General features: G+C 57.4%; 18 protein-coding genes and 8 pseudogenes. 18 read left to right on the top strand and 8 right to left on the bottom strand.

From position 1 onward, the window contains the following. The first annotated feature begins 69 nt into the window (after window positions 1-69). On the top strand, window positions 70-438 hold the full coding sequence (locus N2599_RS35370) for a hypothetical protein (protein ID WP_027513883.1): 369 nt from the start codon (window positions 70-72) through the stop codon (window positions 436-438). A 52-nt stretch (window positions 439-490) separates the two neighbouring features. Continuing rightward, window positions 491-811, top strand: a complete 321-nt coding sequence (gene trxA / locus N2599_RS35365; protein WP_132568927.1) for a thioredoxin — start codon at window positions 491-493, stop codon at window positions 809-811. Window positions 812-859: 48 nt separating this feature from the next. Here trxA and N2599_RS35360 read toward each other — a convergent pair. Then, window positions 860-1489: pseudogene (locus N2599_RS35360) on the bottom strand (folylpolyglutamate synthase/dihydrofolate synthase family protein); the annotation flags it as partial. 5 nt (window positions 1490-1494) lie between these two features. On the opposite strand from N2599_RS35360, the pseudogene N2599_RS35355 reads away from it, so the two are divergent. Next, window positions 1495-2245, top strand: a pseudogene (locus N2599_RS35355) (IS6 family transposase). A gap of 53 nt (window positions 2246-2298) precedes the next feature. On the opposite strand, the pseudogene tnpB reads toward N2599_RS35355, so the two are convergent. From tnpB to N2599_RS35340, 3 genes and pseudogenes are all read right to left on the bottom strand, one after another. Next, window positions 2299-2583 (bottom strand): annotated as a pseudogene (gene tnpB / locus N2599_RS35350) (IS66 family insertion sequence element accessory protein TnpB); the annotation flags it as partial. Continuing rightward, window positions 2580-3050 (bottom strand): IS66-like element accessory protein TnpA, encoded by a 471-nt coding sequence (gene tnpA / locus N2599_RS35345; RefSeq protein WP_027513752.1) that lies wholly within the window; start codon window positions 3048-3050, stop codon window positions 2580-2582. The gene tnpA and the pseudogene tnpB, both read right to left, overlap by 4 nt. 409 nt (window positions 3051-3459) lie before the next feature. Continuing rightward, window positions 3460-3708: pseudogene (locus N2599_RS35340) on the bottom strand (transposase); the annotation flags it as partial. Between the two features lie 375 nt (window positions 3709-4083). Here N2599_RS35340 and N2599_RS35335 point away from each other — a divergent pair. From N2599_RS35335 to virB11, 11 genes are read left to right on the top strand one after another with little or no spacing between them, the layout of a single operon-like run. After that, window positions 4084-4776 (top strand): type IV secretion system lytic transglycosylase VirB1, encoded by a 693-nt coding sequence (locus tag N2599_RS35335; RefSeq protein WP_027513751.1) that lies wholly within the window; start codon window positions 4084-4086, stop codon window positions 4774-4776. A gap of 29 nt (window positions 4777-4805) precedes the next feature. After that, complete coding sequence (virB2, locus tag N2599_RS35330; protein ID WP_027513750.1) at window positions 4806-5168, top strand: pilin major subunit VirB2; 363 nt, start codon at window positions 4806-4808, stop codon at window positions 5166-5168. Then, window positions 5168-5494 (top strand): type IV secretion system protein VirB3, encoded by a 327-nt coding sequence (locus N2599_RS35325; RefSeq protein WP_027513749.1) that lies wholly within the window; start codon window positions 5168-5170, stop codon window positions 5492-5494. Before virB2 ends, N2599_RS35325 begins: the two co-directional genes overlap by 1 nt. Then, window positions 5494-7863, top strand: a complete 2370-nt coding sequence (gene virB4, locus N2599_RS35320) for a type IV secretion/conjugal transfer ATPase VirB4 (RefSeq protein WP_027513748.1) — start codon at window positions 5494-5496, stop codon at window positions 7861-7863. The genes N2599_RS35325 and virB4 overlap by 1 nt, the downstream gene beginning before the upstream one ends. A gap of 13 nt (window positions 7864-7876) precedes the next feature. Continuing rightward, window positions 7877-8557, top strand: coding sequence for a TrbJ/VirB5 family protein (locus tag N2599_RS35315; RefSeq protein ID WP_027513747.1), 681 nt, complete (start codon window positions 7877-7879; stop codon window positions 8555-8557). Between the two features lie 51 nt (window positions 8558-8608). Next, window positions 8609-9499 carry a type IV secretion system protein gene (locus N2599_RS35310; RefSeq protein WP_027513746.1) on the top strand — a complete coding sequence of 297 codons (891 nt, stop codon included), beginning with the start codon at window positions 8609-8611 and terminating at the stop codon, window positions 9497-9499. A 33-nt stretch (window positions 9500-9532) separates the two neighbouring features. Then, a complete protein-coding gene (locus tag N2599_RS35305; RefSeq protein WP_084606758.1) occupies window positions 9533-9700 on the top strand; it encodes a type IV secretion system lipoprotein VirB7 in 168 nt (55 codons plus the stop codon). After that, on the top strand, window positions 9687-10400 hold the full coding sequence (locus N2599_RS35300; RefSeq protein ID WP_027513745.1) for a type IV secretion system protein VirB8: 714 nt from the start codon (window positions 9687-9689) through the stop codon (window positions 10398-10400). Before N2599_RS35305 ends, N2599_RS35300 begins: the two co-directional genes overlap by 14 nt. Further along, window positions 10397-11278 carry a P-type conjugative transfer protein VirB9 gene (gene virB9, locus N2599_RS35295; RefSeq protein ID WP_027513744.1) on the top strand — a complete coding sequence of 294 codons (882 nt, stop codon included), beginning with the start codon at window positions 10397-10399 and terminating at the stop codon, window positions 11276-11278. Before N2599_RS35300 ends, virB9 begins: the two co-directional genes overlap by 4 nt. Further along, complete coding sequence (virB10, locus tag N2599_RS35290) at window positions 11275-12384, top strand: type IV secretion system protein VirB10 (protein WP_027513743.1); 1110 nt, start codon at window positions 11275-11277, stop codon at window positions 12382-12384. Before virB9 ends, virB10 begins: the two co-directional genes overlap by 4 nt. 38 nt (window positions 12385-12422) lie before the next feature. After that, entirely contained in the window at window positions 12423-13463 is a 1041-nt protein-coding gene (gene virB11, locus N2599_RS35285) for a P-type DNA transfer ATPase VirB11 (RefSeq protein WP_027513742.1), read from the top strand. A gap of 944 nt (window positions 13464-14407) precedes the next feature. Here virB11 and N2599_RS35280 read toward each other — a convergent pair. Next, a pseudogene (locus tag N2599_RS35280) lies at window positions 14408-16028 on the bottom strand (Tn3 family transposase); the annotation flags it as partial. A gap of 196 nt (window positions 16029-16224) precedes the next feature. Here N2599_RS35280 and istA point away from each other — a divergent pair. Together istA and istB are read left to right on the top strand one after the other, a co-directional pair. Beyond that, complete coding sequence (gene istA, locus N2599_RS35275; RefSeq protein WP_027513949.1) at window positions 16225-17778, top strand: IS21 family transposase; 1554 nt, start codon at window positions 16225-16227, stop codon at window positions 17776-17778. 18 nt (window positions 17779-17796) lie between these two features. Next, window positions 17797-18573 carry an IS21-like element helper ATPase IstB gene (gene istB / locus N2599_RS35270; protein WP_260308597.1) on the top strand — a complete coding sequence of 259 codons (777 nt, stop codon included), beginning with the start codon at window positions 17797-17799 and terminating at the stop codon, window positions 18571-18573. A 107-nt stretch (window positions 18574-18680) separates the two neighbouring features. Here the strand turns inward: istB and N2599_RS35265 are convergent. Then, a pseudogene (locus tag N2599_RS35265) lies at window positions 18681-20043 on the bottom strand (DUF4158 domain-containing protein); the annotation flags it as partial. Between the two features lie 152 nt (window positions 20044-20195). Between N2599_RS35265 and N2599_RS35260 the strand changes: the two are divergent. Further along, on the top strand, window positions 20196-20783 hold the full coding sequence (locus tag N2599_RS35260; RefSeq protein WP_027513912.1) for a recombinase family protein: 588 nt from the start codon (window positions 20196-20198) through the stop codon (window positions 20781-20783). Between the two features lie 44 nt (window positions 20784-20827). Then, window positions 20828-21652, top strand: a complete 825-nt coding sequence (locus tag N2599_RS35255) for a class I SAM-dependent methyltransferase (RefSeq protein WP_244564782.1) — start codon at window positions 20828-20830, stop codon at window positions 21650-21652. A gap of 40 nt (window positions 21653-21692) precedes the next feature. On the opposite strand, the pseudogene N2599_RS35250 reads toward N2599_RS35255, so the two are convergent. Both N2599_RS35250 and tnpC read right to left on the bottom strand, forming a co-directional pair. Next, window positions 21693-22827 (bottom strand): annotated as a pseudogene (locus N2599_RS35250) (IS110 family RNA-guided transposase). Between the two features lie 124 nt (window positions 22828-22951). Next, window positions 22952-24602 (bottom strand): annotated as a pseudogene (gene tnpC, locus N2599_RS35245) (IS66 family transposase). Between the last annotated feature and the right edge of the window lie 41 nt (window positions 24603-24643).

Genomic DNA, 24643 nt, shown 5'->3' with positions numbered 1-24643 from the left:
TCGTCAGCTCAATCGGCCGACTTGGCACGAATCTTGAAACTCCTTCAGGAGGCACGAGAGGAGTTCATTATGCCGTTGATCAAGACGAACACCAACAACGCAATCCGGGGAAGAATTACCCCGAACCGTGGGGAGCAGCAGAATGACTGTGCGGATGTCATTGCACAAATCACTTTCGCCGATCTAGGACGTGGGGCTGGCACATTGCACAACGTGGGCGTTGCCCGAGTCGACATGCAAGGACGAACCGCGGCGGGTGACGCGAACATCCAAGTCCAGATCGGTAAAGGTACGGTCGCTGCTGCAATGATCTCCAACTCCGTGCAACAGACGACGGATCCCGCCAATCAAAGGGGAGCGGCCAACGGCACCATCTCGGTGCTCAATCAAAGCATGGACACCGGGACAGTCTGGACTTTGACAGGAACGCTTCCATGACAGTCCACCATCACATGTGGATCAACAGTAAATTCCGCTAAAGGAGCAGCCTATGGCTACCGTGAAAGTCGATATCAACAACTTCCAGTCGGAAGTTCTGGAATCTGCAGAACCCGTCGTCGTTGATTTTTGGGCTGAGTGGTGCGGTCCGTGCAAGATGATCGCTCTGAGTCTTGAGGAAATTGCGATCGAACTTGCCGGCAAGGTTAAGGTCGCCAAGCTCAATATTGATGAAAACCCGGAACTGGCAGCTCAGTTCGGCGTCCGCTCGATTCCGACGCTTGCCATCTTCAAGGCTGGTGAAGTTGCCGATATCAAGGTTGGTGCTGCTCCGAAGACCGCTCTTTCGAGCTGGATTTCGAACGCAGCTTAATTTTTGATCGCATACTGAATGAAATAGCCCGGCTTCGACCGGGCTATTTCATTTGGGGGGCGTTCCGTTGTCAGCAAGGACATCGCCGACGAGATAGAGAGAACCGCCGATCAGGATTCGCGGCGGCGGAACCTGCGGATCAAGGGTCTCCTTGATCACGTCCAACGCTTCACCGACTGTGGACATCGGCTCGGCGACAAGGCCAGCATCATAGGCAGAATTTGACAGAACCACAGGATCGATCATCGCGTCGCTGCCGCGGATCGGCACGCAGAAGACCTTTTCCGCAAGGCCCACGAAGGCCTTGAAATAGCCGATCGGCTCCTTGGTATTGATCATGCCGGTTATGAGGTAGAGCGGACGCGGCTGCTTCTCTTCGAAATTTGCCATCGCTTCCGCGATGACTTCGCCGGCGCCGGGATTGTGGCCCCCATCGACCCATATCTCGGCACCGGGCGGAGCGTGTGCGATCAGGTTGCCTTCGGTCAGCCGCTGGAGGCGGCCAGGCCATTCGACGGAATTCATAGCCTTTTCCATCATCGCTTCAGTGACGACGAAACCCGCTGCCTTGACGGCGCGGATTGCGGCCGCTGCGTTGGCATATTGATGGCGGCCGGGAAGCCGCGGCAATGGCAGGTCCGCAAGACCGAATTCGTCCTGATAGACGAGGCGGCCGTACGGCGATGTCACGTTGTCAGCGGCTTAACGGTTGTCTGGTAATGGGTTGGGATGAACAGTCCGGCCGTAAGCTACAAGAACCACCGCTTTCCACCGCAGATCATCGCCCGTGCGGTCTGGCTGTATTTTCGGTTCCCTTTGAGCCTGAGGATGGTCGAGGAGATGCTGCTGGAGCGCGGTATCGTCGTCTCCCATGAGACGATCCGGAGATGGGGTCGTAAATTCGGAACGGCTTATGCCAGGCAGTTGTGCAGAAAGAGGCCTTCGCGAAAGGATATCTGGCATCTGGACGAGGTGGTGATTTCCATCGGCGGCCGCAAACATTGGCTCTGGCGTGCCGTTGACCAAGACGGTTACGTTCTCGACGAGATCGTTCAAGCCCGCCGCGATACCCAAGCCGCCAGGCGATTGCTGGTCAGGCTGCTGAAGAAGCAAGGCCTGACGCCGAAGCGGATCGTCACCGACAAATTGCGCTCATATGGTGCTGCAAGACGGGAGGTGATGCCCGCCGTCGAACATCGATCGCACAAGGGCCTGAACAATCGGGCCGAGAATTCTCACGTGCCGCTTCGAAAACGGGAGCGGATGATGCAGGGATTTCGATCCGTCGGCGGCTTGCAACGGTTCATATCGATCTTTTCGGCACTCCGAAATCTCTTCGTCCCCCCGCACCAGAAAAACTCAGCCCTCGCCATCCACATCCATCGGATCCGCGCGATGGCGCAGTGGAAAGCCGTGACCGGCGCAACCGCCTGACGTCTCACACAAGCGCCTTGTTCCGACCTTGATCAAACAACGTGACATCGCCGCGAGAACTCTTGGCTACTCATCTGCATCGCGCCATCGCGGACCGGCGGCCAAACGAACTTGCCCGCTTCCAACCACTTCGTCGCTAGGATCATGCCTGACCCGTCCCAGTAAATGCAGCGCAGGCGATCGCAACGCTTGGCGCGGAACACGAACACGTCACCGCAATAAGGATCAGCCGCAAGCGCTGACGCCACCAAGGCCACCAGGCCATTCATGCCGCGCCGGAAGTCGACAGGCTGCGTCGCCACCATGATCTTTACGCCATTCGGCGAAAGACCGATCACCGGCGACCTCGCAACGCCGCTACTACCGCTTGCGCCAACTCGGGCGCCACCGAACCGATCACGGTCAGGCGCGCGCCGGCAATCTCGATCTCAATTCGACCGGCGGCGACGTGGGCGACATCCGACGGCGAGCCCTGGTAATCCGTTCGATCGCCAACCACCGTCACCGGAACGAACACCGCCTGGTGTGCGCAGGCCTTGGCAGATCGACGAGAGGTCAACCCGGCTTCCCGACGCCAGACGTTCAGCAAACCGCGGTTGACGCCCCAGCGCCGGGCAAGAGCCGAGATGTTCACCTCGGGTTCGGCGCTCTCCGCAAGAATCCGCGCCTTCTCCTCGTCAGTCCAATTCCGCCGCTGCCGCCGACCGGTGATCACCTCGATCCGACGATATTTTCCCTCATGCCTGGCTTCATGCATGCCTTCATCCATGACTTCAAGCATGGCATCAGCGCGATCTCCAACCATCCCGTTCCGCTCCTATCGATGAAGGAGCTTATCTCGCCGCCTCAATCACAAAAGCAAAGGTGGGGTGTTCGTCGCGCTCACGTCGCACTTGCCGCTAAAATGGCCCGGATTGTCTGGGTTGTCCTGACCAAGCCTGGAGCGCTCTACGAACGCAGAGACCCTGCCTTCACCTGACGATCCAAACTCGATTGCAAGGCTCGGGAATAGTGATGACGAAACAGTGGATCAACATGCCGTAAGTCCTGCGCAAAAAAGCGGCTTCGTGCCCGAACCATTTATTGGGAACGGCGTGTGCGGATCTCATCATGGCCTGGCTGCAACCGCAGCCCACTCGCGAGAGGCCGGATACATTTATGCAACTGGATTCGTCATTTACGATGTCGCGTATCCTTGCACGGACGAGGCAGACCATAGCGGCATTGTCGAGCATGGCATAAGCCAGAAGCCGCTTTAGCTTCGTGTTCTCGTCCTCCAGCGTCTTCAGCCGCTTGGCCTCGGACACCTCCATGCCGCCAAACTTGGCTTTCCATTTATAGATGCTGGCATCGCTGACACCGTGCTTGCGGCAAAGCTCCGAGACCGGCGTGCCGTTCGCAGGCTCGCCGTGCTCCTTCAGAATGCCGATGATCTGTTCGTCCGTGAAACGGTTGCGCTTCATTCTCTGGTCCTCTCAATGGGCCAGAGCTTACTTCAAAATGCATTATTTCAACGGGGCAAGGTCACGATGCTACAGACAAGCCGCTGTTTGTTCGACTCTTGGGTCGATATTCACAGAAGCACCCTCCAGCATCGGCCTTTCATTCCATCGCTTTAAACAAGGTAGATTGGTTCTTCCACTTGTGCAGCAAACCACCTACGTCACGGCACTTGCATCGACTCGTCTAGTGCTCGCGGAACGCGCTAAAACCGTATTTGCTTCAAATGAAACCAAAAGATCGAATTGCAACATCCTAGAGTAACAGACCTCCGGCAAAACGGCGACCTATAGATGACGCTAACTCTTTCTGGCAGCCGCAACTGAGGTGATAGGGAAATGTTACACGCAGCTTGGCCATTGGCCCTCGTGATGGTGACCTCGACGTGCCCTTCAACCGAGGCCGCTCCATTCTCCTTTCGAGAGTTCGAGCGCCTCGCTCGCAAGTGTGCTCCGCGGGTTAATCCGTCAACGCTTGCCGCAATTGCCAAGGTTGAAAGCGGCTTTGATCCGCTTGCGGCACATGACAATACAACCGGTGAAACCCTTCACTGGGATGATCAAACGCAAGCGCACCAGAGCGTCAAGAACCGCGTCGAAGCAAAACATTCAGTCGACGTTGGGCTTATGCAGATCAACAGTAAAAACTTTTCCGTCCTCAATCTCACGATCGAAAAGGCCTTTCAGCCCTGCATTTCACTTGCGGCTGCGGCGCACTTGCTAGAAAGCCGCTATGCCGGCGGCGGCACTGCCGCGGCAAAGCAACTGGCCCTTCGCCAGGCAATCTCGGCCTACAACACGGGTGACTTAACGCGCGGGTTTGCAAACGGTTATGTGCGGAAGGTTGAGGCGGCCGCTCGAGAGATCGTGCCACCGCTGGTCGAACCAGCGGAAGAGGCCGAGGAAAAGCCGATCTCGGAAGAAAAATGGGATGTCTGGGGTTCGTATGAGCGAGACCGTTCGGCACACGACACATCAGGCCTTCCAGCACTCCAGAGGTCTAGAGACCCTGAATCCTCGAACAAGAAATAACCTGTATTAGATTGAATGGAGATACAATAATGGCGTCATCTAACCGATATCGTTCGCGTTTTAATACTTTTACTCTCCGGGAAGCTATGTTGCGCATGGCGGCTAACTATGCGCCAGCTGCTGGCGGCGCGGCGGCTTGGAGCCTTGTCTGCTCCTGGCCAGCGATGGCGCAAGTGACATCGGGGACCGACCCTACCCAAATGGTGCAGCGTATCTGCCAATTCATCCTTGGTCCCTTCGGACAGTCTCTGGCTGTGCTCGGCATTGTCGCCATCGGCATATCATGGATGTTCGGCCGTGCTTCACTCGGTCTCGTTGCCGGTGTCATCGGGGGGATCGTCATCATGTTTGGGGCCAGCTTCCTTGGTAGAACCCTCATAGGGGGGGGCTGATGAGCGATCGACTGGAAGAGAGTATTCTCTACGTGGCGGCGACACGCCCTGCATTATTCCTAGGCGTGCCGCTGAACTTGGCGGGATTGCTCATGATGTTAGCCGGCCTAATCATCGTCGTCGTCCAAAACCCTCTGTACGAAATTATTCTTGTGCCACTGTGGTTCGGATCACGGATTGTTGTCGAGCGCGACTATAACGCCGCGAGTGTAGCGTTACTCTATCTCCAGACCGCTGGAAGAAGCGTGGATGCGCCGTTCTGGGGCGGGGCAAGCGTCAGCCCCAACCCTGTCAAAGTGCCGAGACGAGGAAGAGGAATGGTTTAATGTTCGGGACAAGTGGCAGGACCGAGAGGTCTGGTGAGATATATCTACCATATGTTGGCCACCTCAGCGACCAGGTTGTCCTTCTCGAAGACGGCTCAGTCATGGCCATGGCACATGTCAGGGGTTTGCCCTTCGAACTGGAAGACGTTGCCATCCGCAATGCACGCTGCCGAGCGTTTAACACGCTCTTACGCAACATTGCCGATGATAATGTATCAATATGTGCTCATCTTGTGCGACATAACGATGTGCCGTCGCCCCCGGCACGGCACTTCCATAGCGCGTTTGCTGGTAGTCTGAGCGAAGCTTATGAGCGGCGCGTGCTGTCCGGAAAACTCTTTCGCAACGACCATTTCCTCACCTTGGTCGTGTTTCCCCGCACTGCGGTCGGCAAACTCACGGGCCGGTTCATCAAGCGCAACAATAGAAACGAGAACGATCTAGCAAATCAAACGCGGAACCTGGAAGATCTGTGGCACGTCACTGGTGCCGCCCTCGATGCCTATGGTCTCCGCCGGCTCGGTATCCGCGAGAAGGATGGCGTGATTTTCTCAGAAATCGCGGAGGCGCTCCGACTGATAATGACCTGCCGTGTTACCCCGGTTCCAGTGGTTAGCGGCTCACTGGGAGCTTCGATTTATACCGACCGAGTAATCTGCGGCAAGCGGGCACTAGAGATTCGAACCCCCGCAGATAGCTACGTTGGCTCAATGTTTTCATTTCGAGAATATCCGGCAAAGACGCGGCCAGGCATGCTCAATCCGCTATTGTCCGCGAATTTCCCGCTTGTGTTGAGCCAGAGTTTCTCCTTCCTCACGCGTTCACAGGCTCATGCCAAACTCAGTCTCAAGTCCAGTCAAATGACGAGTTCCGGTGACAAGGCCGTCACCCAGATCAATGAACTCGCCGAGGCAGAGGACGCATTGGCAAGCAGCGAATTCGTAATGGGCTCGCATCATTTAAGCCTGTGCGTCTATGCCGATGATCTCAATAGCCTTGCCGACCGCGCAGCAAGCGCACGCACGCGATTGACGGATGCGGGCGCCGTTATCGTCCAAGAGGGTATTGGTATGGAGGCGGCTTATTGGGCGCAACTTCCGGGGAACACCAAGTGGCGCACGCGACCCGGGGCGATCACCTCACGCAATTTCGCGGGTCTTGTCTCATTCGAGAATTTCCCAAGCGGCACCGATTCGGGCCACTGGGGCAATGCGGTTGCGCGCTTCCGCACCAACGGTGGAACTCCTTTCGATTACCTCCCTCACGAGAATGACGTGGGTATGACCGCAATATTCGGACCCGTCGGAAAAGGCAAAACAACGCTCATGGCCTTTGTCCTTGCGATGCTCGAGCAGAGCATGGTTGGACGCAATGGTGCGATTGTTTTCTTTGACAAGGACCGCGGTGGTGAACTGCTGGTACGTGCCACGGGAGGCACGTATCTGGCGCTACGGAGAGGCGTTCCAAGCGGCTTGGCGCCTCTCCGAGGCTTGGACGATACATCGGCCTCCCGGGACTTTCTGCGCGAGTGGGTGACGGCCCTGATCGAGAGCGACGGACGCGGAGCTATTTCGCCAGAAGAGAACCGCCGCCTCGAACGCGCTATCGTTCGGCAGCTTTCATTTGAGCCCAGTATGCGTTCACTCGCGGGCCTACGCGAATTCCTGTTGCACAACCCATCCGAGGGCGCAGGAGCGCGACTGCAGCGGTGGTGCAGAGGAAACGCGCTCGGTTGGGCCTTCGATGGCGAGGCGGATGAAGTAAGGCTGGATGCCTCCATTACCGGCTTCGACATGACACAGCTCCTGGAATACGAAGAGGTCTGTGCGCCGGCCGCTGCATATCTCCTGCATCGAGTGGGGGCTGTCGTGGATGGCCGACGCTTTGTGATGAGCTGCGATGAGTTTCGGTTTTATCTATTAAACCCCCAATTCGCTGCAGTGATCGACAAGTTCTTGCTTACTGTTCGCAAGAATAACGGCATGCTGATACTCGCAACACAGCAGCCTGAGCATGTTCTTGAATCGCCGCTTGGAGCCAGTCTCGTTGCACAATGTATGACGAAAATCTTCTACCCATCACCGACAGCGGACCGATCAGCCTATATCGGCGGCTTAAAGTGCACTGAAGGAGAATTTCAGGCTATCCGCGAGCAGATGGCAATCGGCAGCCGCAAATTTCTGCTTAAGCGCGAGAGCGGAAGCGTTATCTGCGAATTCGATCTCGGCGAGATGCGCGAATATGTCGCCGTACTGTCGGGGCGGGCCAACACGGTGCGCTTTGCCGATCAGCTCCGCGACAAATACGGGGATGCTCCTGGCGCGTGGGTAGACGAGTTCATGGCCGGTTACCAAGAAGTTCAAGATTGATGGAGGAAGTTTCATGAAATTCACCCAACTGACAGTAACGACGCTTGCCGCTTGCCTTATAATGCAGGCGCCGGCCCGTGCGCAGTTCCTCGTCACCGACCCCGGAACAATAGCTCAGACGACGATCACTGCTGCCAACACCACCGCGAACCTTGCAAAGACAATCGAGATTGTCACCCAGACGGTCGCGATGGTGGATATCTTCAGGTCGGTCTTCTCCGTCACCGAGGTGTTGAGCCAACTCAACCAGGGGAATAATTACCCCTCCACGAATAACCTAAGAGAGCAGATGTTTGACAGTAAGACACCAGCCTCGGCCACAGCAAACTCGATCGTCCGGGATTCCGACCGTTATATCGATGGCAAGGACAAGGACGCACATGCAGAGTTGCTCCGTGAGCAGATCGCCGGTGCTGCTAATACCGCGAGTATTGCAGCCGCCAATCTGGAGTTGATGGACAAGCGCCTTCGGGAAAACGGCAAAACGCTGGGTCAGTTGTCGAGTTCAAAAAACATTATGGCGGCTACCGTCACAAACGGCTTGCTTCTTAAACAGATCCACGACGCAATCATCCAGAATAGCCAGGCTACGAGTCTGCTGACGATGGCCACTGCACAAGCCGGTCTCCACGCCGCAGAGGAGGCCGCAGCCCAGCGACGAGAACGCAAACAAACCGCGGCCCTCTTCAGGTAAGAGTTCAACTCCGCCCAACTGCGGTGGAACGAGCCAAATCAGGTTGGAGCGATGAAAGATTTCTCAATTTCTGCGCCGTTTACGGCTATACATACGTCCTTCGATGTTGCCTTTACAATCGCACTGGGGTCAGTGCTCGACAAGATCCAGAGCGCAATCAATGCGCCTCTGGTGGCGTGCGTCACGCTTTGGATCATAGTCCAGGGCATTCTGGTGATGCGCGGCGAAATCGATGCTCGTGGTGGGATCATGAAGATCATCAAAGTGTCGATCGTTGTCTCCCTTGTCTTGGGGCAGGACAACTATCGTGATTACGTATTCTCATTCTTTAAGAATACAATCCCGGGCTTCGTTGAGAAGGTCAGCGGCAGTGAAATTCCACTGTTTAGTATTCCCCAAAAGCTTGACTTCATGTTTGCTTTAAGCCAGGCCTCCTTTCAGGAGATTGCGTCCGAAATCGGACCAATGAATAGCCAAGACATTCTCGCCTTTGAAGGCGCACAGTGGGTTTTCTACGGTGCGCTTTGGGCAGCGTTTGAGATCTATGACGCCTGTGGGATTCTCACTAAGGTACTCTTAGCGATCGGTCCGCTGATCCTGGTAGGCTATCTCTTTGATTACACCCGCGACATGGCTTCCAAATGGGTCGGCCAGCTCCTCTCTTACGGGCTGCTGCTTCTCCTGTTGAACATCGTGGCGACTATAGTCATCACGACGGAAATAGCGGCTCTCAAATTCATGCTGCTTGTGATCAAATTGGCGAACACGACGGCAGCCAAGATTATCGGGCTCTACGAAATCGACATGCTCTTTCTAGCTGGTGACGCCCTGATTGTCGCGCTTCCGGTGATCGCCGGCAATATTGCAGGTGCCCATTGGTCAGGCTCAAATAAATCTGTCAGCAGCCTTAACCGCCAATTGGCCCAAGTTGCGCGCCGTTAAACGCAATGATAACGAAACTAGTAGGTTGACTGCATGAAGTATTGTTCTCTAATTTTATTCCTCGCCTTGGCCGCTTGCAAGACAAGTGATACACTGGCGACCTGCAAGGGTGATGCGTTTCAGCTGAATGTGGAGCGATGGCAACCCACGACGTCGGATCTTCAGTTCGAATGTGCGGGAGAGCCTAATGAAGGGCGCTGAACATGCTCTCCTGGTACAGCGAGAAGCGCTTTCCGCGCATTATAGGGAAGTAGAGGCCTTCCAAACGTCACGTGCGAAGTCGGCGCGACGCCTTTCCAAGATTTTGGTGGTCATTGCGGCGGCCGCAGTTCTTGGAAATATCGCGCAAGCCTTCACTATCGCCACTATGGTTCCGCTGGCCAAGCTGGTGCCTGTGTATCTCTGGGTACGAGCGGATGGGACCGTTGACAGCGAAGTATCCACGTCTCGACTGCCCGCAACGCAGGAGCAGGCCGTTATCAACGCTTCACTCTGGCAATATGTCCGTCTGCGCGAGGGCTATACAGCGGACACAGCTCAATACGCCTATGATCTCGTATCGAGTTTCAGCGCACCATCTGTGCGCCAGGAATATCAGCAATTCTTCAATTACCCTAATCCCACGTCGCCACAGGTTACAATCGGTAAGGGGGGGAAACTAGATGTCGAGCACATCTCCTCAAATGATATTACGCCGGGCGTCCAGCAGATTCGTCACAGACGAACGCTCATCATGGATGGCCAGAGGCCGGTCGTGAGTACTTGGACTGCAACCGTCCGTTATGAAAAGGTGGAAAGCCTGTCAGGTGAATCGAGACTGTCCAATCCAGGGGGGTTGACTGTTACCTCCTACCAGGTCTCGGAAGACACCGTATCAAATGAGGGCCATAGCGAGCCATGACAACAAGGACCTTTCTCACAATAATCGGTTTGCTTTCCTTAGCGATAGGCGCGCATGCGGAAGACACCCCTGCAGCCGGCAAACTAGATTCGCGCATGCGCTATCTGGCCTACAATCCCGACCAAGTGGTCCGACTGTCGACCGCTGTCGGGGCCACTTTAGTTGTTACATTCGGTGGCAACGAGACCGTAACGGCTGTCGCCGTTTCTAATAGCAAAGATCTGGCAGCCCTTCCGCGCGGCCACTATCTCTTTTTCAAGGCAAGCCAAGCCCTTCCGCCGCAGCCGGTCGTCGTGCTGACCGCGAGCGAGGTAGGTACCCGACGATATGTCTTCAGTATCTCCACCAAGACCATGTCTCGGCTCAACAAAGAGCAGCCGGATCTCTATTACAGTGTACAGTTCATCTATCCTGCCGACGAAGCTGCTGCTCGGCAAAAGGAAGTAGAAAGGTTATCGATCGGCGATCGGCTCCGAGCGAAAGCGCAGTATCAACAGAGGGCTCAAGATTTGCTGGATCAGCCGGCCGGAATCGCCGATCCCGGAACCAACAATTTTAATTACGTCGCACAGGGCGACCGTTCGCTCACGCCATTGGAGGTTTTTGATAACGGAGTCAGTACTGTATTCCGTTTTCCAGGTAATGTGCGCATTCCCTCCATCTACATGATCAATCCGGACGGCAAGGAAGCCTCCGCCAACTATTCGGTCAAAGGAGACTATGTCGAGGTTTCCGCAGTTGCCCGTGAATGGCGTCTGAGAGATGGCCGTACAGTATTAGGCATTTGGAATAGCGCATACGATCCCATTGGACGAAAGCCGGGCACCGGTACAGTGAGACATGATGTGTGGCGCGTTCTGAAGGAGGCAGGTCGATGAACGACGCCAATCCACAAACCGGGCATGACATAGATGCAGCCGGATCCCTGGTCTCTGAGCCAACTCGCCGGCGCCTTTCGAGACCGCAGAAGTTGATAATTGCAAGCGTTATTTTGGCATCATCACTATCCCTAATCTGGGTTAGCGGACTTTCAAAGAAAGAAGTGGAATCCCCTGCGACGCCTCGAACAACAGTTCTCACCAACACCGAGCCTTTTCGTCCGGCACCGATTGAGGTTGCGCCTGATCGTTCAACACCCCCGCCGGCTGAACAGCCGTCAGTTCCCCCGCCAGCAGAGAGCTCCTCGGAAGCAAATGATCCGCAGGCCGAGCAATCGCCTATTTTTGCCTATGAAAGCGGTGAGCAACCCCGCGAAGACAAAGAGGATTCCACCTCGGAAAAGTATGCCTCGATGCTCGCGGACGAAGCTTCAGTCGATAATGACCTATCACAGCGGATGAAAGTAGGTGTGCAGGAGCCAAGCCGCGCCACACTCTTGCCGCACCCTGACTTCATGGTTACGCAAGGAACGATCATTCCCTGCATTTTACAAACAGCGATCGATACAAGTTTGCCCGGCTATGTAAAGTGCATCCTACCTCAAGACGTCCGTGGGACAACGAACAACGTTGTGCTTCTAGATCGCGGGACAACTGTCATTGGCGAAATTCAGCGTGGCCTGCAACAAGGGGACGCGCGCGTTTTTGTGATCTGGAATCGCGCCGAAACACCGCATCATGCCATGGTCTCGCTCGCGTCACCAGGCGCTGACGAGCTAGGGCGCTCAGGTATGCCTGGCACGGTGGACAATCACTTCTGGCAACGTTTCGGAGGGGCAATGCTCATGAGCGTCGTCCAAGGTGCGTTCCAGACCGCCAGTCAATACACCGAAAACTCTGGCGGGCCTAACCTCAACAGCTTTCAAAGCAATGGGGCACAAGCCGCCGACACGGCGCTTAAAGCAACCATCAACATTCCGCCAACCCTGCGAAAGAATCAGGGGGACGCAGTATCAATATTCGTGGCCCGGGATCTTGATTTCTCAGATATATACGAGCTTCGCACGACCGCTGCGACAACGAGAGCGAGAAATCGACGGCCCTAACTCAAGCAGTCCAACGACAACGAAGATCGGAGATCTCAATGCAAACCGCGGCAGATCCTCAATTGCGTTTGCTCCTCAAGCCGGTTTTAAAATGGCTTGAGGACCCAAAGACCGAAGAGGTCGCGATTAATAGACCAGGAGAGGCTTTCGTCCGGCAGGCCGGCGCGTTTACTAAACATCCTTTACCTCTGACCTATGATGATCTCGAAGATATCGCGATCTTGGCGGGAGCGTTACGAAAGCAGGATGTTGGACCACGTAGCCCTCTCTGCGCCACCGAGTTACCAAATGGAGAGCGGCTGCAGATCTGTTTACCACCAGCGGTGCCGTCAGGCACCGTCAGCCTGACGATCCGGCGCCCATCCTCACGTGTTTCGGAACTTAAAGATGTGTCATCTCGCTATGACGCTCCGCGCTGGAACCAATGGCAGTCCCGCAATCAGCGCCAAACTCAACAGGATAAAAGGATCCTTGAGTACTATGACCACGGTGATCTGGAAGAATTCCTGCATGCATGTGTGACTGGGCGGCTGACAATGCTGCTTTGCGGACACACGGGTAGCGGCAAGACGACGATGAGCAAGACTTTGACCAACGCCATTCCGCCTCAGGAACGACTGATCACTATCGAAGACACGCTCGAACTCGTAATTCCGCACGAGAATCACGTTCGCCTACTATATTCGAAAGACGGAGCAGGTTTGGGTGCGGTCACGGCGGAGCAGCTTCTACAGGCCAGCCTGCGCATGCGGCCGGATCGAATACTGCTCGGTGAGATACGCGACGATGCCGCATGGGCCTATCTCAGCGAAGTCGTTTCTGGCCATCCAGGATCAATCTCCACTATTCACGGCGCCGATCCGGTCGAGGGTTTCAAAAAGCTCTTTTCGCTCATCAAGAGCAGTCCACGGGGAGCTGCCGTGGAAGATCGCACGCTGATTGATATGCTATCTGCCGCTGTCGATGTGATCGTGCCGTTCCGCACCTTCGGTGATGTATATGAGGTAGGCGAGATATGGCTCGCGGCCGACGCGCGCCGACGGGGGGAGACGGTGGCTGATCTTCTCAACCTGCATTAGGCTTATTCCAGCGGCCCCCGACCGCGTCCTTCGCAGTGCTAATTTCTCAAGAGGTCGTCGAGCGGGAGCTACTCGTCGCTGAGGTTGCTGTGGGCGATGTGGCCATCGGAGCCGCTCGGTATCGAAGATTATGTGGTGCCGGGAAGCCCCCGACGCGGATGCACGATGATGCTGGCAGCGAGCATCTCAGGTTCTATGAGCGATTACCCCAACATCAGCGGTCATCCGTAACCGGTGTCCCGCCCCCACCTTGTCCCGGCCGTCCTAATCTGTGATCAGCTTTCGATTCGCGCCGAGCCCTACCGGGCTAGTAGGGCGGGCAAGCAACCGCTCCATGTTCGTACTCGCTTTTAAGGATGGCTGCCACCGTTCCATGCTGCCGCGTCCAGTCCCGGTGAACGATCGAATCTCATCTTCAATTACCGAAGGCGCCGTGAACACCATATCCTTTAGCGGTGGTGCAAAGTCTCTGCAGCACTTCAAATGTAATGCAATATCGATTTACAGATCGAGCTTCGATAGTAGCCTCGCCAAGTGTTGGAATCAATCCACTCTCATGTTCGCCATTTCAAGTCGCAGGAATAGAAAATCCTTCGCCCGATCGTTCGGGCGTCGCGTTTCGTGTGAATGCATCCTGGGGAAAGCAGGAGGCACGGTCAAATAAACGACGGTTGATCATGCTCTGATACGCGGGTTGGTTACCGCCGGACCTGATGCGTCGCGGAGCGTCCTCGGTCTAGAAGCCAGCGTCGGAGTAAATCCGGCTGATAGTGGTAGCGAGGGTTCTCCTGCCGTGACCGTGCCCCCAGCCTTGCCCAGGCGCACGTGGATTGTGATCGGGTTATGTCCTCCTCGATGAGTTAGAATCGAGCGACGTTCAACGTGTTGGGGTCAGGACAAGAGCAGTTCAAAATCCTGCCCTAAGATCGAACGGACGATGAACATCATGCCGCCCGGAGAAGACGGCCAGGAAGTCGCAATGGTCTGAAGCCTTCGGGCATTTGCTGCTCGGCATCCCAGGAATAGATGCCGGTGAGGTTTATGTGCTCCCAGCTGAGCGGCGAGACGTGCTTGAGTAGTTCGTCGGCAATGTTCCTGCCGTGCTGGCGCAGATGCGCCGTGGCACGGCTGAGATAGACGGTGTTCCAATGCACGATGGCGCTGACGACGAGGTTGAGGCCGGAGGCGCGGAATGCCTGACTGTCAAAGGAGCGATCACGGATTTTCACCGCGCTCGTGGAAAAACACGGCGCGCTTGAGCTTATGGGCCGCTTCGCCCTTGTTGAGGCCTGCCTGGCATCGCCGGCGCAATGCCGGGCTCGAATACCACTCGATCATGAACAGGGTTCGCTCGATGCGGCCGAGTTCGCGGAGCGCTTTGGCCAAGTCGCTGGATTTCGATGAGGCAGACAACCTTTTAAGGATCGTTGAGGGAGAGACAGTGCGCGTCGTGATTGACGCGGCCAGGCGCAATAGATCGTCCCAGTGCTCCAGAATGAGAGCAGTGTTGATCGGTGCACCGATGTGGCTTGCCATCGCCGGATAGGCATCGGCCTTCTCGAAGGCGTGGAATTTCCGGTCCTTGATGTTGCGCAGCCGGGGCGCGAAGCGCTTGCCGATCAGGGCGAACAGCGCAAAGGCATGATCGCTGGCGCCACCGGTATCGGTAAACAGCTCCTCGATCTCCAGGATCGTGTCGTGGTCGAACAGGCCGTCGAGAACATAGACGGCCTCGCTCTCGGTCGGGCTGATCGGCAGAATGCTGAAGTAGCCGTATTGATCGGAAAGCCCGCTGTAGAATTTCGTCCCCGGCTCGCTGCCATAGTGCAGGTTGATGTCGCTGCGCTTGGCAGCGCGGTCGCTGGCCCGGAAGAACTGCCCGTCCGATGACGCTGTCGTCCCGTCTCCCCAGAGTTGGGAATGGGGATGGCGCGTATGAGCGTCGGTCACGCTGGCCTGCGCAGCGCGATAGGTTTCGGAGCGGGCGTGGAAGCTGCGCATCCAGCCGATTTGATGGGCGCTGATGCCTTTCGAGGCCCCTGCCATGCGTTTCGGGCCGAGATTCGTGGCATCTGCGAGCACGCCGGCCAGCATGGCGGATATGTTCTGCGGCGCATCTCCCGTCCGGACATGGGTGAACTGATCGGCGAATCCGGTCCATTCATGCACCTCCCGGAGCAGATCAGGGACTTCGACGAGTGGATACATTTCGCTGATTTCGGCATTGAGAGCTTCAGCCGCGGCGGGAACGTCGCTTACCCGGGGCGTCACGATCAGCGTTCCGTTCTCCATCCTCACGCCCTCGAGCTTTCCGTAGCGGGCGCGCCAGGCCAGCCGCTTCAGGTTGAAGTCCATCATCTGCCGGATTTCGGCCAGCCAAGCCGCACCGTCGCCCGGCACGCCGAGACCCAGTTTGTCTTCTTCCTTGAGTGCAACGAAGGTCGGCTTCGGCATCAGATGTTCATCGATCGGCCGGAATGAACGGCTGCCCTCGACCCAGATGTCGCCCGAACGCAGCCGATCGCGCAACAAAGCGAGCGTCGCGATCTCATAAAGCCGCCGATTGCGGGTTTCGGTAATTCGCGGACAGGGGTTCCATTGAATCCCGGACAGCGATTTCACTAAATCCGGGACAGCATTTCCGCTAATTCGCGGACAGCGATTCCGGTAAATCCCGGACAGTCTTTCGGCGATTAAAACATCGACTTTCGCGCGCGCCGTTTTGCCATTCTGAGCCTCGATTTGAACGAGGGGCTGATGAATGGCGAGACGGAAGCAGGCGAGGCTTACGAGTGTGAAGGACATTCGATCGATATTGCGGCTGACGCACGAACAGGGGCTTTCGGTTCGTGCGATATCGGAACGGCTGAAGATCAGCAAAACGACCATTTCGACCTATCTGTTGCGGGCGCGTGAGGCCGGGCTGACGGGCTGGCCGTTGCCGCCTGGGCTTGACGAGGACGCTGTTTTGCAGCGCCGCCTGTTCCATCGTCGCGGCCGCCCGCCCCAGGACATGCACGAGCCCGACTGGGGCAAGATCGCCAGTGAACTGAAGCGAAAGGGCGTGACGCTGACGCTGTTGTGGCAGGAATATCGCGAGCGGCACCCCAACGGTTACGGATACACCTGGTTCTGCGAGCGTTTCGCCGCTTTCGAACAGCGCGCCAGCGCCACCTTCCGCAATCGCCACACTGCCGGCGCGGCGATGCAGACCGACTACGCCGGCCACACCGTCCCGGTGATCGATCCGGCGACGGGCGAGATCCGGTCGGCGCAGATCTTCGTCGCGGTTCTGCCGGCCTCCTTGTACACCTTCGCCTATGCAAGCTTCACTCAACGGCTGCCGGACTGGATCGAGGGTCAGCAACGGGCGCTGAGCTTCTTCGGTGGCGTGACGAAAGCGATCGTCTGCGACAACCTCAAGGCCGGTGTTGCCAAGCCCTTGTGGTTTGAGCCGACCATCAACGCCACTTTTGCAGCATTCGCCGAGCATTACGACACGACGATCCTGCCGACCCGTCCAAAACGGCCGAAGGACAAGGCAAAGGTCGAAGGCAGCGTTCTCATCGTTGAGCGCTGGATCCTGGCGCGGCTGAGAAACGACCGCTTCTTCAGCCTCGTCGATCTCAACGTGCGGATCAGCCAGCTTCTCAACGATCTCAATAACCGGTCGATGCGACGGGTTGGCAAATCCCGACGTCAGCTCTTCGAGGAGATCGAACGCGAAGCGCTTGCACCCTTGCCGGCAACCGCATTCGAATATTCCGAATGGAAATCGGCAAAGGTTCATCCCGACTACCATGTCGAAGTCGACAAGGCTTTCTATTCCGTGCCGCACCGCCTGATCGGCCGCCAGGTCGATGTCCGGCTCACAAGCCGGATCGTCGAGATCTTCCATGATCACCAACGCGTCGCCAGCCACCGCCGGACGTCGCAGCGGGCTGGTCATGTCACCGTCAACGAGCACATGCCGAAGACACATCAGCACTATGCCAACACGACGCCGGCGAGCCTCATCAAGCAGGCTGCAAAGATTGGCCGCAACGCTGCAATCCTGATCGAGCGGCTGATGCGCGACAGGCCCCATCCCCAGCAGGGATACCGCGCCGCTCAAGGCGTTCTATCGCTCGCGCGCCGGTACGGGCCTGAGCGTCTTGAAGCCGCGTGCGCTCGGGCACTGACCATCAATGCGCTCAGCTATTCCTCCGTCAGCACCATCCTCAAATCCGGCCTCGATCAGGCGCCGCCTGTCGCCGAGCCGGTCAAGCCAGCCCCGGCGCATGGCAACATCCGCGGCAGCTCCTATTACCAGTGAAGAAAGGAAGACACTCACATGCTCACACATCCAACCCTCGACCAGATGCACGCACTCGGTCTATCCGGCATGGCGGCAGCTTATCGCGAACTGGCCAATCAAACTGAGGGCAGCGATCTCAACCGCGATGAATGGCTGGGTCTGATGCTCGACCGGGAGATGGCCGTGCGCGGCGACAAGCGCCTGACCAACCGGCTTGCAAGCGCCAAACTGCGCTTCCCCGACGCTTGCATCGAGAATATCGACTTCGCCGCCCAGCGCGGCTTCGATCGCCGACAGCTTCTCTCGCTGGCCCAAGGCGAATGGTTGAAAGCCCATGAGCACCTGATCCTGACCGGTCAAACGGGAACGGGCAAAACCTGGCTTGCCTGCGCCATCGGACGGCAGGCGGCCCGCCTCGATTATTCCGTTCTCTACGTCCGCATGCCTCGTCTCTTCGAGGATTTGGCGCTGGCACGCCTCGACGGTCGGTTTCCCCGATTGCTCGACAAACTGGCGCGCGTCCAATTGCTCATCCTCGACGATTGGGGAACCCATGCGCTCAGCGATCAGCAGCGGCTCGATCTCCTGGAAATCTTCGAAGAGCGCTACTGCAGGAAATCCACTCTGATCACCGCCCAACTGCCCGTGGCCCAGTGGCACGAGATGATCGGGGAACCGACGATCGCTGACGCCATCCTCGATCGTATCGTCCATAACGCCCATCGAATTGCGCTCGAGGGAGACAGCATGAGGAGGCAAAAACCACGACCGCTCTTGACCGAAGCGCGAAACGCCGAAATCAATAACCAATGACATCAACCAGGCGAACGAAAGTCGATCCCGCGAGACTGTCCGGGATCTAGTGAAACGACTGTCCGGGATTTACCGGAATCGCTGTCCCGTTAATCCGAAATCCGCAGCCGATCCGGCTTTTCGTCTTCGAAGATCAGTTCGCGCTCCGATTTTGCCAGATGGGCGACCGGAACGCGAACGGGTAACACGCGATGTCCGTCCGCATAGAGCATTTTCAAGGTGGCGACGGCAGCAAGCAGCGGATCGTGCCGCCGCCGGGAGTGAAAGGTGAACGTCTCGAGAAAGGCACCAGCATATTTACGGACGGTCGCATGTTGTTCGGCCGCCGTCATCAGCGCCGACACATCGTTGCTTTCCACCATGGCTTCGAGGCCGGGTTTGATCTGCAGCAGCCGATGCCAGCCGACTTGCCGATCCAGTGTCGTCATGGGATCTGCGTCGGTATCGTTGGCGGACTGCAGGGCCAGGATCTTGTCGAGGAACAGCCGCAACGCTTTGGACGTTTCCACGCGGGCACTCATATGACGCTGCTTTTTCCTGTTGTTGGCCTGCGAGAACAGCCGGCCCATCATCTTGATGAACATCATCACCGCATCGTCGGTGAGCTTCTGGCCGAGCTTGATGATCTGCGCGACAATCGTCGCACGCCGGCGACTGGCATTGAAGTCGTTGGCGAGCCAAGCCGGTGTGGCGTCGCCCTCCCGGACCATCTGATCCCATCGTCCCGAAGCGATCCGGGCCTGCAAGCGCGGGTCGATCTCCAGCGTGCGCAGGAATGCAATGCGCTCAGTCAATCCGACCAGGTTCAGCGTACCCGGAGCGTCCGGAGCCGACCGCAGCCAGTGAAAGCGCGTCTGGCCGATCGCCGGGTCGACTTCCAGCAGCCCGTCCAACGTTTGCAAGTTTCTGCTGATCGAGGTCCGCGAGGAGCGCCGCCTCGGCGCGACGACGGGCAATGGCGCGTGCTGCCAAACCCATACGTTCTATCATGTTCGCTACCGGCAGCAGAACCCGGCGCTCTCGGAACGTGACGATGATGGTATTCGCAATCGTCACACCCTTGTCGGTCGTTGAGGCAGTCTCAATTGCTGACAGCAGTGCAGCGCGACGATCCTCGGCTGTAGGACTCCTCATTTCCAGATAGCCCAGCAGGCGAGCTACATGGTTCATGCGTGTCTCTTCCCGGCGGGCGTACAGATCAAATGAAGCTGGATCGGCTCCGATTTGCTCGGCAATATAGTTGAGCATCGCCTTGGGCGGCATCTCGTTGGCCATGAGCGCGCGGCCTGGATAACGCATCAGGCAGAGCTGCACCGCAAAGCCGAGCCGATTATGCTCCCGTCTGCGGACCTCGATTTCGAGCCGGTCGGCCGGTGACAGGGAATAGTGGCGGATCAGGCTGTCCTCGTCGGTCGGAATATCGAAAAGCGCCTGCCGGTCCTGAACTTTGAGAAGTTTCCGCTTGGCCATTTGCTACTCCCTACATTTGCGCATCAATGACCGTGCCCTGTACGGAAAGGTTGGTTTCCGTACAGGGACAAAACGCCCTGTCCACAAATTATCTTGACAGGGTTACGAACAGCTCAGATGTTACGGACAGCCTATTCGGACGATTTGAGCGCATGCCACGCACCTTTGCCTATGTCCGCGTCTCCACGACCGGGCAAACCACGGAAAACCAGATTCAGGAAATCGAAGCCGCCGGTTTCCAGGTTGAGCCACGTCGGATCGTCACCGAGACTGTTTCCGGCAGCACCGCCATTGCGCAGCGCCGTGGCTTTTCCCGACTCATGGACCGGCTGGAAGCAGGGGATATTTTGATCGTCACCAAGCTCGATCGCCTCGGTCGCGACGCCATCGATGTCAGCACTACGGTCAAGACGCTGGCCGAAATGGGGGTTCGCGTCTATTGCCTCGCGCTCGGCGGAGCCGATCTGACCAGTTCGGCCGGCACGATGACCATGAACGTGCTCAATGCCGTCGCACAGTTCGAGCGGGATTTGCTGATCGAACGCACGCAATCGGGTCTCAAACGCGCCAAATCGGAAGGCAAAGTGCTCGGCCGCCCCTCGACGCTTAGCGACAAACAGAAGCAGGATGCGCGCGACGATCTCGCTACAGGCATGAGCGTTTCGGCCGTCGCCAGGAAATTCACCACCAGTCGGCAGACCATCACGCGTGTGCGCGCTGAAAGTTCACGAACCGCGTGATCCTGGGAGATGCGTGGACATCTGTGGCAGCGAAGGACTTTTCAATGCTTAAGCAGGATTTAGCGGATATTTCGTCTCAAAAACTTCTCCATGCAAAGGCATGGGCCGAGGTCTATGAGTTGATTGACGTTCAACTTTCTCCCTTGGGGCTAGGGGCTATCAAAAAGCTAGGTCTGAGTGCCGGCGACACAGTTGCCGATATAGGATGCGGAGCTGGGCAAACCCTCCTCCAACTTGCCGAGCAGGTCGGAACTGAAGGCCAAGTGATCGGGGTTGATGTAGCGCCGCTGCTGTTGGAAATTGCCGGGCAGAGAACCAAACCGCTGAGCCAGGTCAGATTGATCCAGGCAGATGCGGAATCCTTGGATTTGCCGTCTGAGAGTTTGGATGTTGTGTTCTCTCCATTCGGTGTGATGAGTTTCAATGATCCTGTCTCGGCTTTCACGAATTTCCGTCGCCTTCTAAAACCATCCGGCAAATTGGCTTTTAGTTGCTGGCGTGCCCTTGAGGATAATGAGTTGGATCACTTCCCTCTCTCTGCGGTCGGTATCCGGGCCAAAGTCGATGAAACTCCTTTCAGCTTCGCAGATCCGGAATATATACATGGCATCCTTGAAGCTGCTGGCTTCGAAGAGATAGTCATCCAATCGCACGATGAAAAAGTCTCTAGCGGAGATCTCGATGCGATGACTTCGGTGCTTCTGAAGGTGGGACCGCTCGGAAAGATCATCCGCGAGAATCCTGCGTTGCGGGCGACATCCGAGCCCCGATTGCGCCAGGCCTTAGCTGCCTTAGGCGATCCCTCCGTGGTACAGCTTTTGGCTTCCGTCTGGGTCGTCACCGCGCGGACCAAAGCAGCCCCCCGCTAGCACTCGCGCATGCATTGAAAGTCGAAGTTCACGCCTCGTTCTACTTAGCGCAGGATTTTGAACTGCTCTTGTTCTGCCCCCGTGTTGAGACCTGGCATGCAATCGACCAGACGAAGCCCGATAGTTCGCGCGCAATCGCCGTAGTGACGGTTGTCGCGGGCTTTCCGGCCTTCGCAAGCTTTCGGTATCGGCTGCACAATCGCAACTGCGCCTTCCATGCCGTGTCTCGGATTGCTTTTGGAAGCTGCTCCTGGCGGATCAATTGCTCGCGGCTGATCTTTGCAGGAAACCGATAGCTCCAAGCGGCTTCGATCAGCATGCGACGTGCCGTTGTGTTGCCTGCTTTCGTGATTCCTCCCTGCCGCCGAGTTCCTCCGCTTGAATGCTCCGATGGTACCAGCCCGAGATAGGCCATCAATTGGCGCGGGTTTGTGAAGCGGCTCAGGTCGCCCAATTCGGCAATCATCGTAGCGGCCGTCACCAGAGCCATGCCGCGTAGCGATTGCAGCGCGAGGACAACCGGAGCCAACGACCAGTCAGGCAGCATGATCTCGATTTGCTTCGTCAGCCGCTCGCGCCGCTCGGTTGCTGCTTCGATTGTGGCGATATGATCCTCCAGCACGATATGGTGAATTGGCTGCTCAAAGCAAAGACCGGCCAACCAACGTCGATGCATCTGCGTCCAGGCTGGGCGGCTGTAGTGAAAGCCGTGGCGCAGTAAAAATCCACTGAGCTGCTGGCGCGCTTGCCGCAGGCTTCGAACGGCAGCCAAGCGCGCCCGAACCAGATCACGCATCGCCTCATGCGCGGTATCTGGTATCCAAACCGCACTCAGTTCCCCAGCGCGGTGAAGTCTTGCCAGATTGCTGGCATCCCGACGGTCTGTCTTTATGCGATCGCCCGGTAGGGATCAAAGAGGGAGCGACGACGACGCAGTCATGGCCTGCGGCAGAGAGCTGCCGCTGAATGCCGTAGCCGCAAGGTCCTGCTTCGTAGCAAAACTTCAACGTCCGGCCCGGCTGCGACAGCTTGGCCAGCATACGGGCCAAGGCCGTTGGTGTGTTTACGATCTGGCCAAACGCACGCACGTCACCGCGCCCACCACCATCAGCGAGCGCCACCGCGATCGTCTCTTTGTGAACATCCAATCCGACATATGTGATAGTCTCGTCCATGGCCCGTCTCCTATGCATGAGGCGTATGCGGCGTCTCCGTCCCATTGATTATGCGGTTGCAACGGTCAGGTCTTTTGCTTGCTGGTGGTTCTGTGAGCTCGTCGAGGAGTCCCGGACGAGGTCATTATGAGGCACTGATCCGTTGCGCATAGGCCCAGGGCATCAGGGCGTCAATGTCTTTGGCGAGGTGGCCATTTGCGAGGCTGATGAAGAGATCGCGCAGGTAGGCATATGGTTCAACGCCATTCATCTTACATGTGCCGATCAGGCTGGCGAAACGGGCCCAATTACGGCCACCCTCGTCATGCCCGGCAAACAGCGCGTTGCGGCGATTCATGGCTGGGCTGCGGATTGCATTTTCGACGAGGTTGGAGTCGATGTCGACGCAGCCGTCGTCGAGGAATAGCCGGAAGCCGTCCTGGCGTTTCAGCATATAGGCCATGGCTTCGCCGAGGTCGGACTTGCGCGATACGCGCTTGGCTTGCGCTGTCAGCCAGGTGAAGAACTCGTCCACCAGCGAGCGGGACAGGTTCTGGCGGATAGCCCGGCGATGATCGGGATCACAACCTCGGATGCTGTCCTCGATCTTGTAGAGAGCGGCGATGCGCAACAACGCCTCGTCGACGATGGGCGAACCCTTCTTCGGCTGGGACTTGATCAGTTTTCTGCGGCCATGTGCCCAGCAGAAGGCCAGCCTCAACGGATCGCCACTCGTGCGTTTTGGCGTGGCGAGATGGGAGTAGCCGCCATAGGCATCGACCTGGATCGTGCCGTCGAAGCCGTCGAGGATTTCTGCGGCATATTCGCCTTTACGCCCCGGCCGATAATGGAACACCACGCCCGGCGGCGCAGATCCGTTCCAGCCGCGGTCGTCGCGCAGAATAGCCCAGAGATAGCCAGTTTTCGTCTTGCCGCGGCCCGGATCCAACACCCGGGGCCGTGGTCTCGTCGACATAAAGTCTTGAACTGCCCTGTTTCAGGAGCATGGCCATGCGGTCTACCACCGGCGCGATCGCAGCACCCGTCCGCCCCATCCAATCGGCCAGGACCGTGCGGTCGATCGGCACTCCGTGTCGGGCCATGACTGTCGCCTGACGGTTGAGCGGCATATGTTCGGAAGGCTTGGACACGGCGATCTGCGCCAACAGGGCTTCGGTCGGCCAGCTGCCTTCCAACAGATGTGCCGGCGCCCTGGCCTGAACCACGCCGGTGCGGCCCTTGGGACACGCGTATTTCGGGCGGATCGTGACGATCACCTGATAGCAAGCCGGAATTTGATCGAGCCGTTCCGTCCGATCTTCGCCGATCCGCACCATGTTGCCGCAACCACAGGGGCAAGCAATGCTATCGGGCTCGATCACCCGCTCGACTCGCGGCAGGTGCTCAGGCAGCGAGCGCGCCTTGCGCTGTTTGCGCGGGACGGCCTTTTCGGGATCGGATCCGCTGGCCGCGATCTTTCCCTCGACAACAGCGATCTGGGCCTGTGTTTCGGCAATCGCCGTCTCAAGGTCTTCCAGCGCCAGTTCCATCTGCGCCGGATCGAGCTTTTCCGATTTCGGCCCGAACTTCGTGCGGCGGTAATCCTGAACCTGGCTCTCCAGCTTCTCGATCAATTCCTTCAGCTCGCTGATGAAGGCGTCCTTTTCGGCCACCACCGCCTGCTCATGCTGGCGTGCCGCACGCTCGACCGACAGCTCGAACTGCACCGCCGCAAAGGCTTTCAATACCTCGACAGGAAGGTCCGGGAACTGGCTGAGATCGATCGGCTGCGACATGCGTCTTCATAGCAAATCGAAGCAGAAAAGCCCAATAAAAC

Origin of the sequence: Rhizobium sullae (genome assembly GCF_025200715.1) — a bacterium.
GTDB lineage: Bacteria > Pseudomonadota > Alphaproteobacteria > Rhizobiales > Rhizobiaceae > Rhizobium > Rhizobium sullae.
This window is presented reverse-complemented; position numbering and strand designations above follow the sequence as displayed.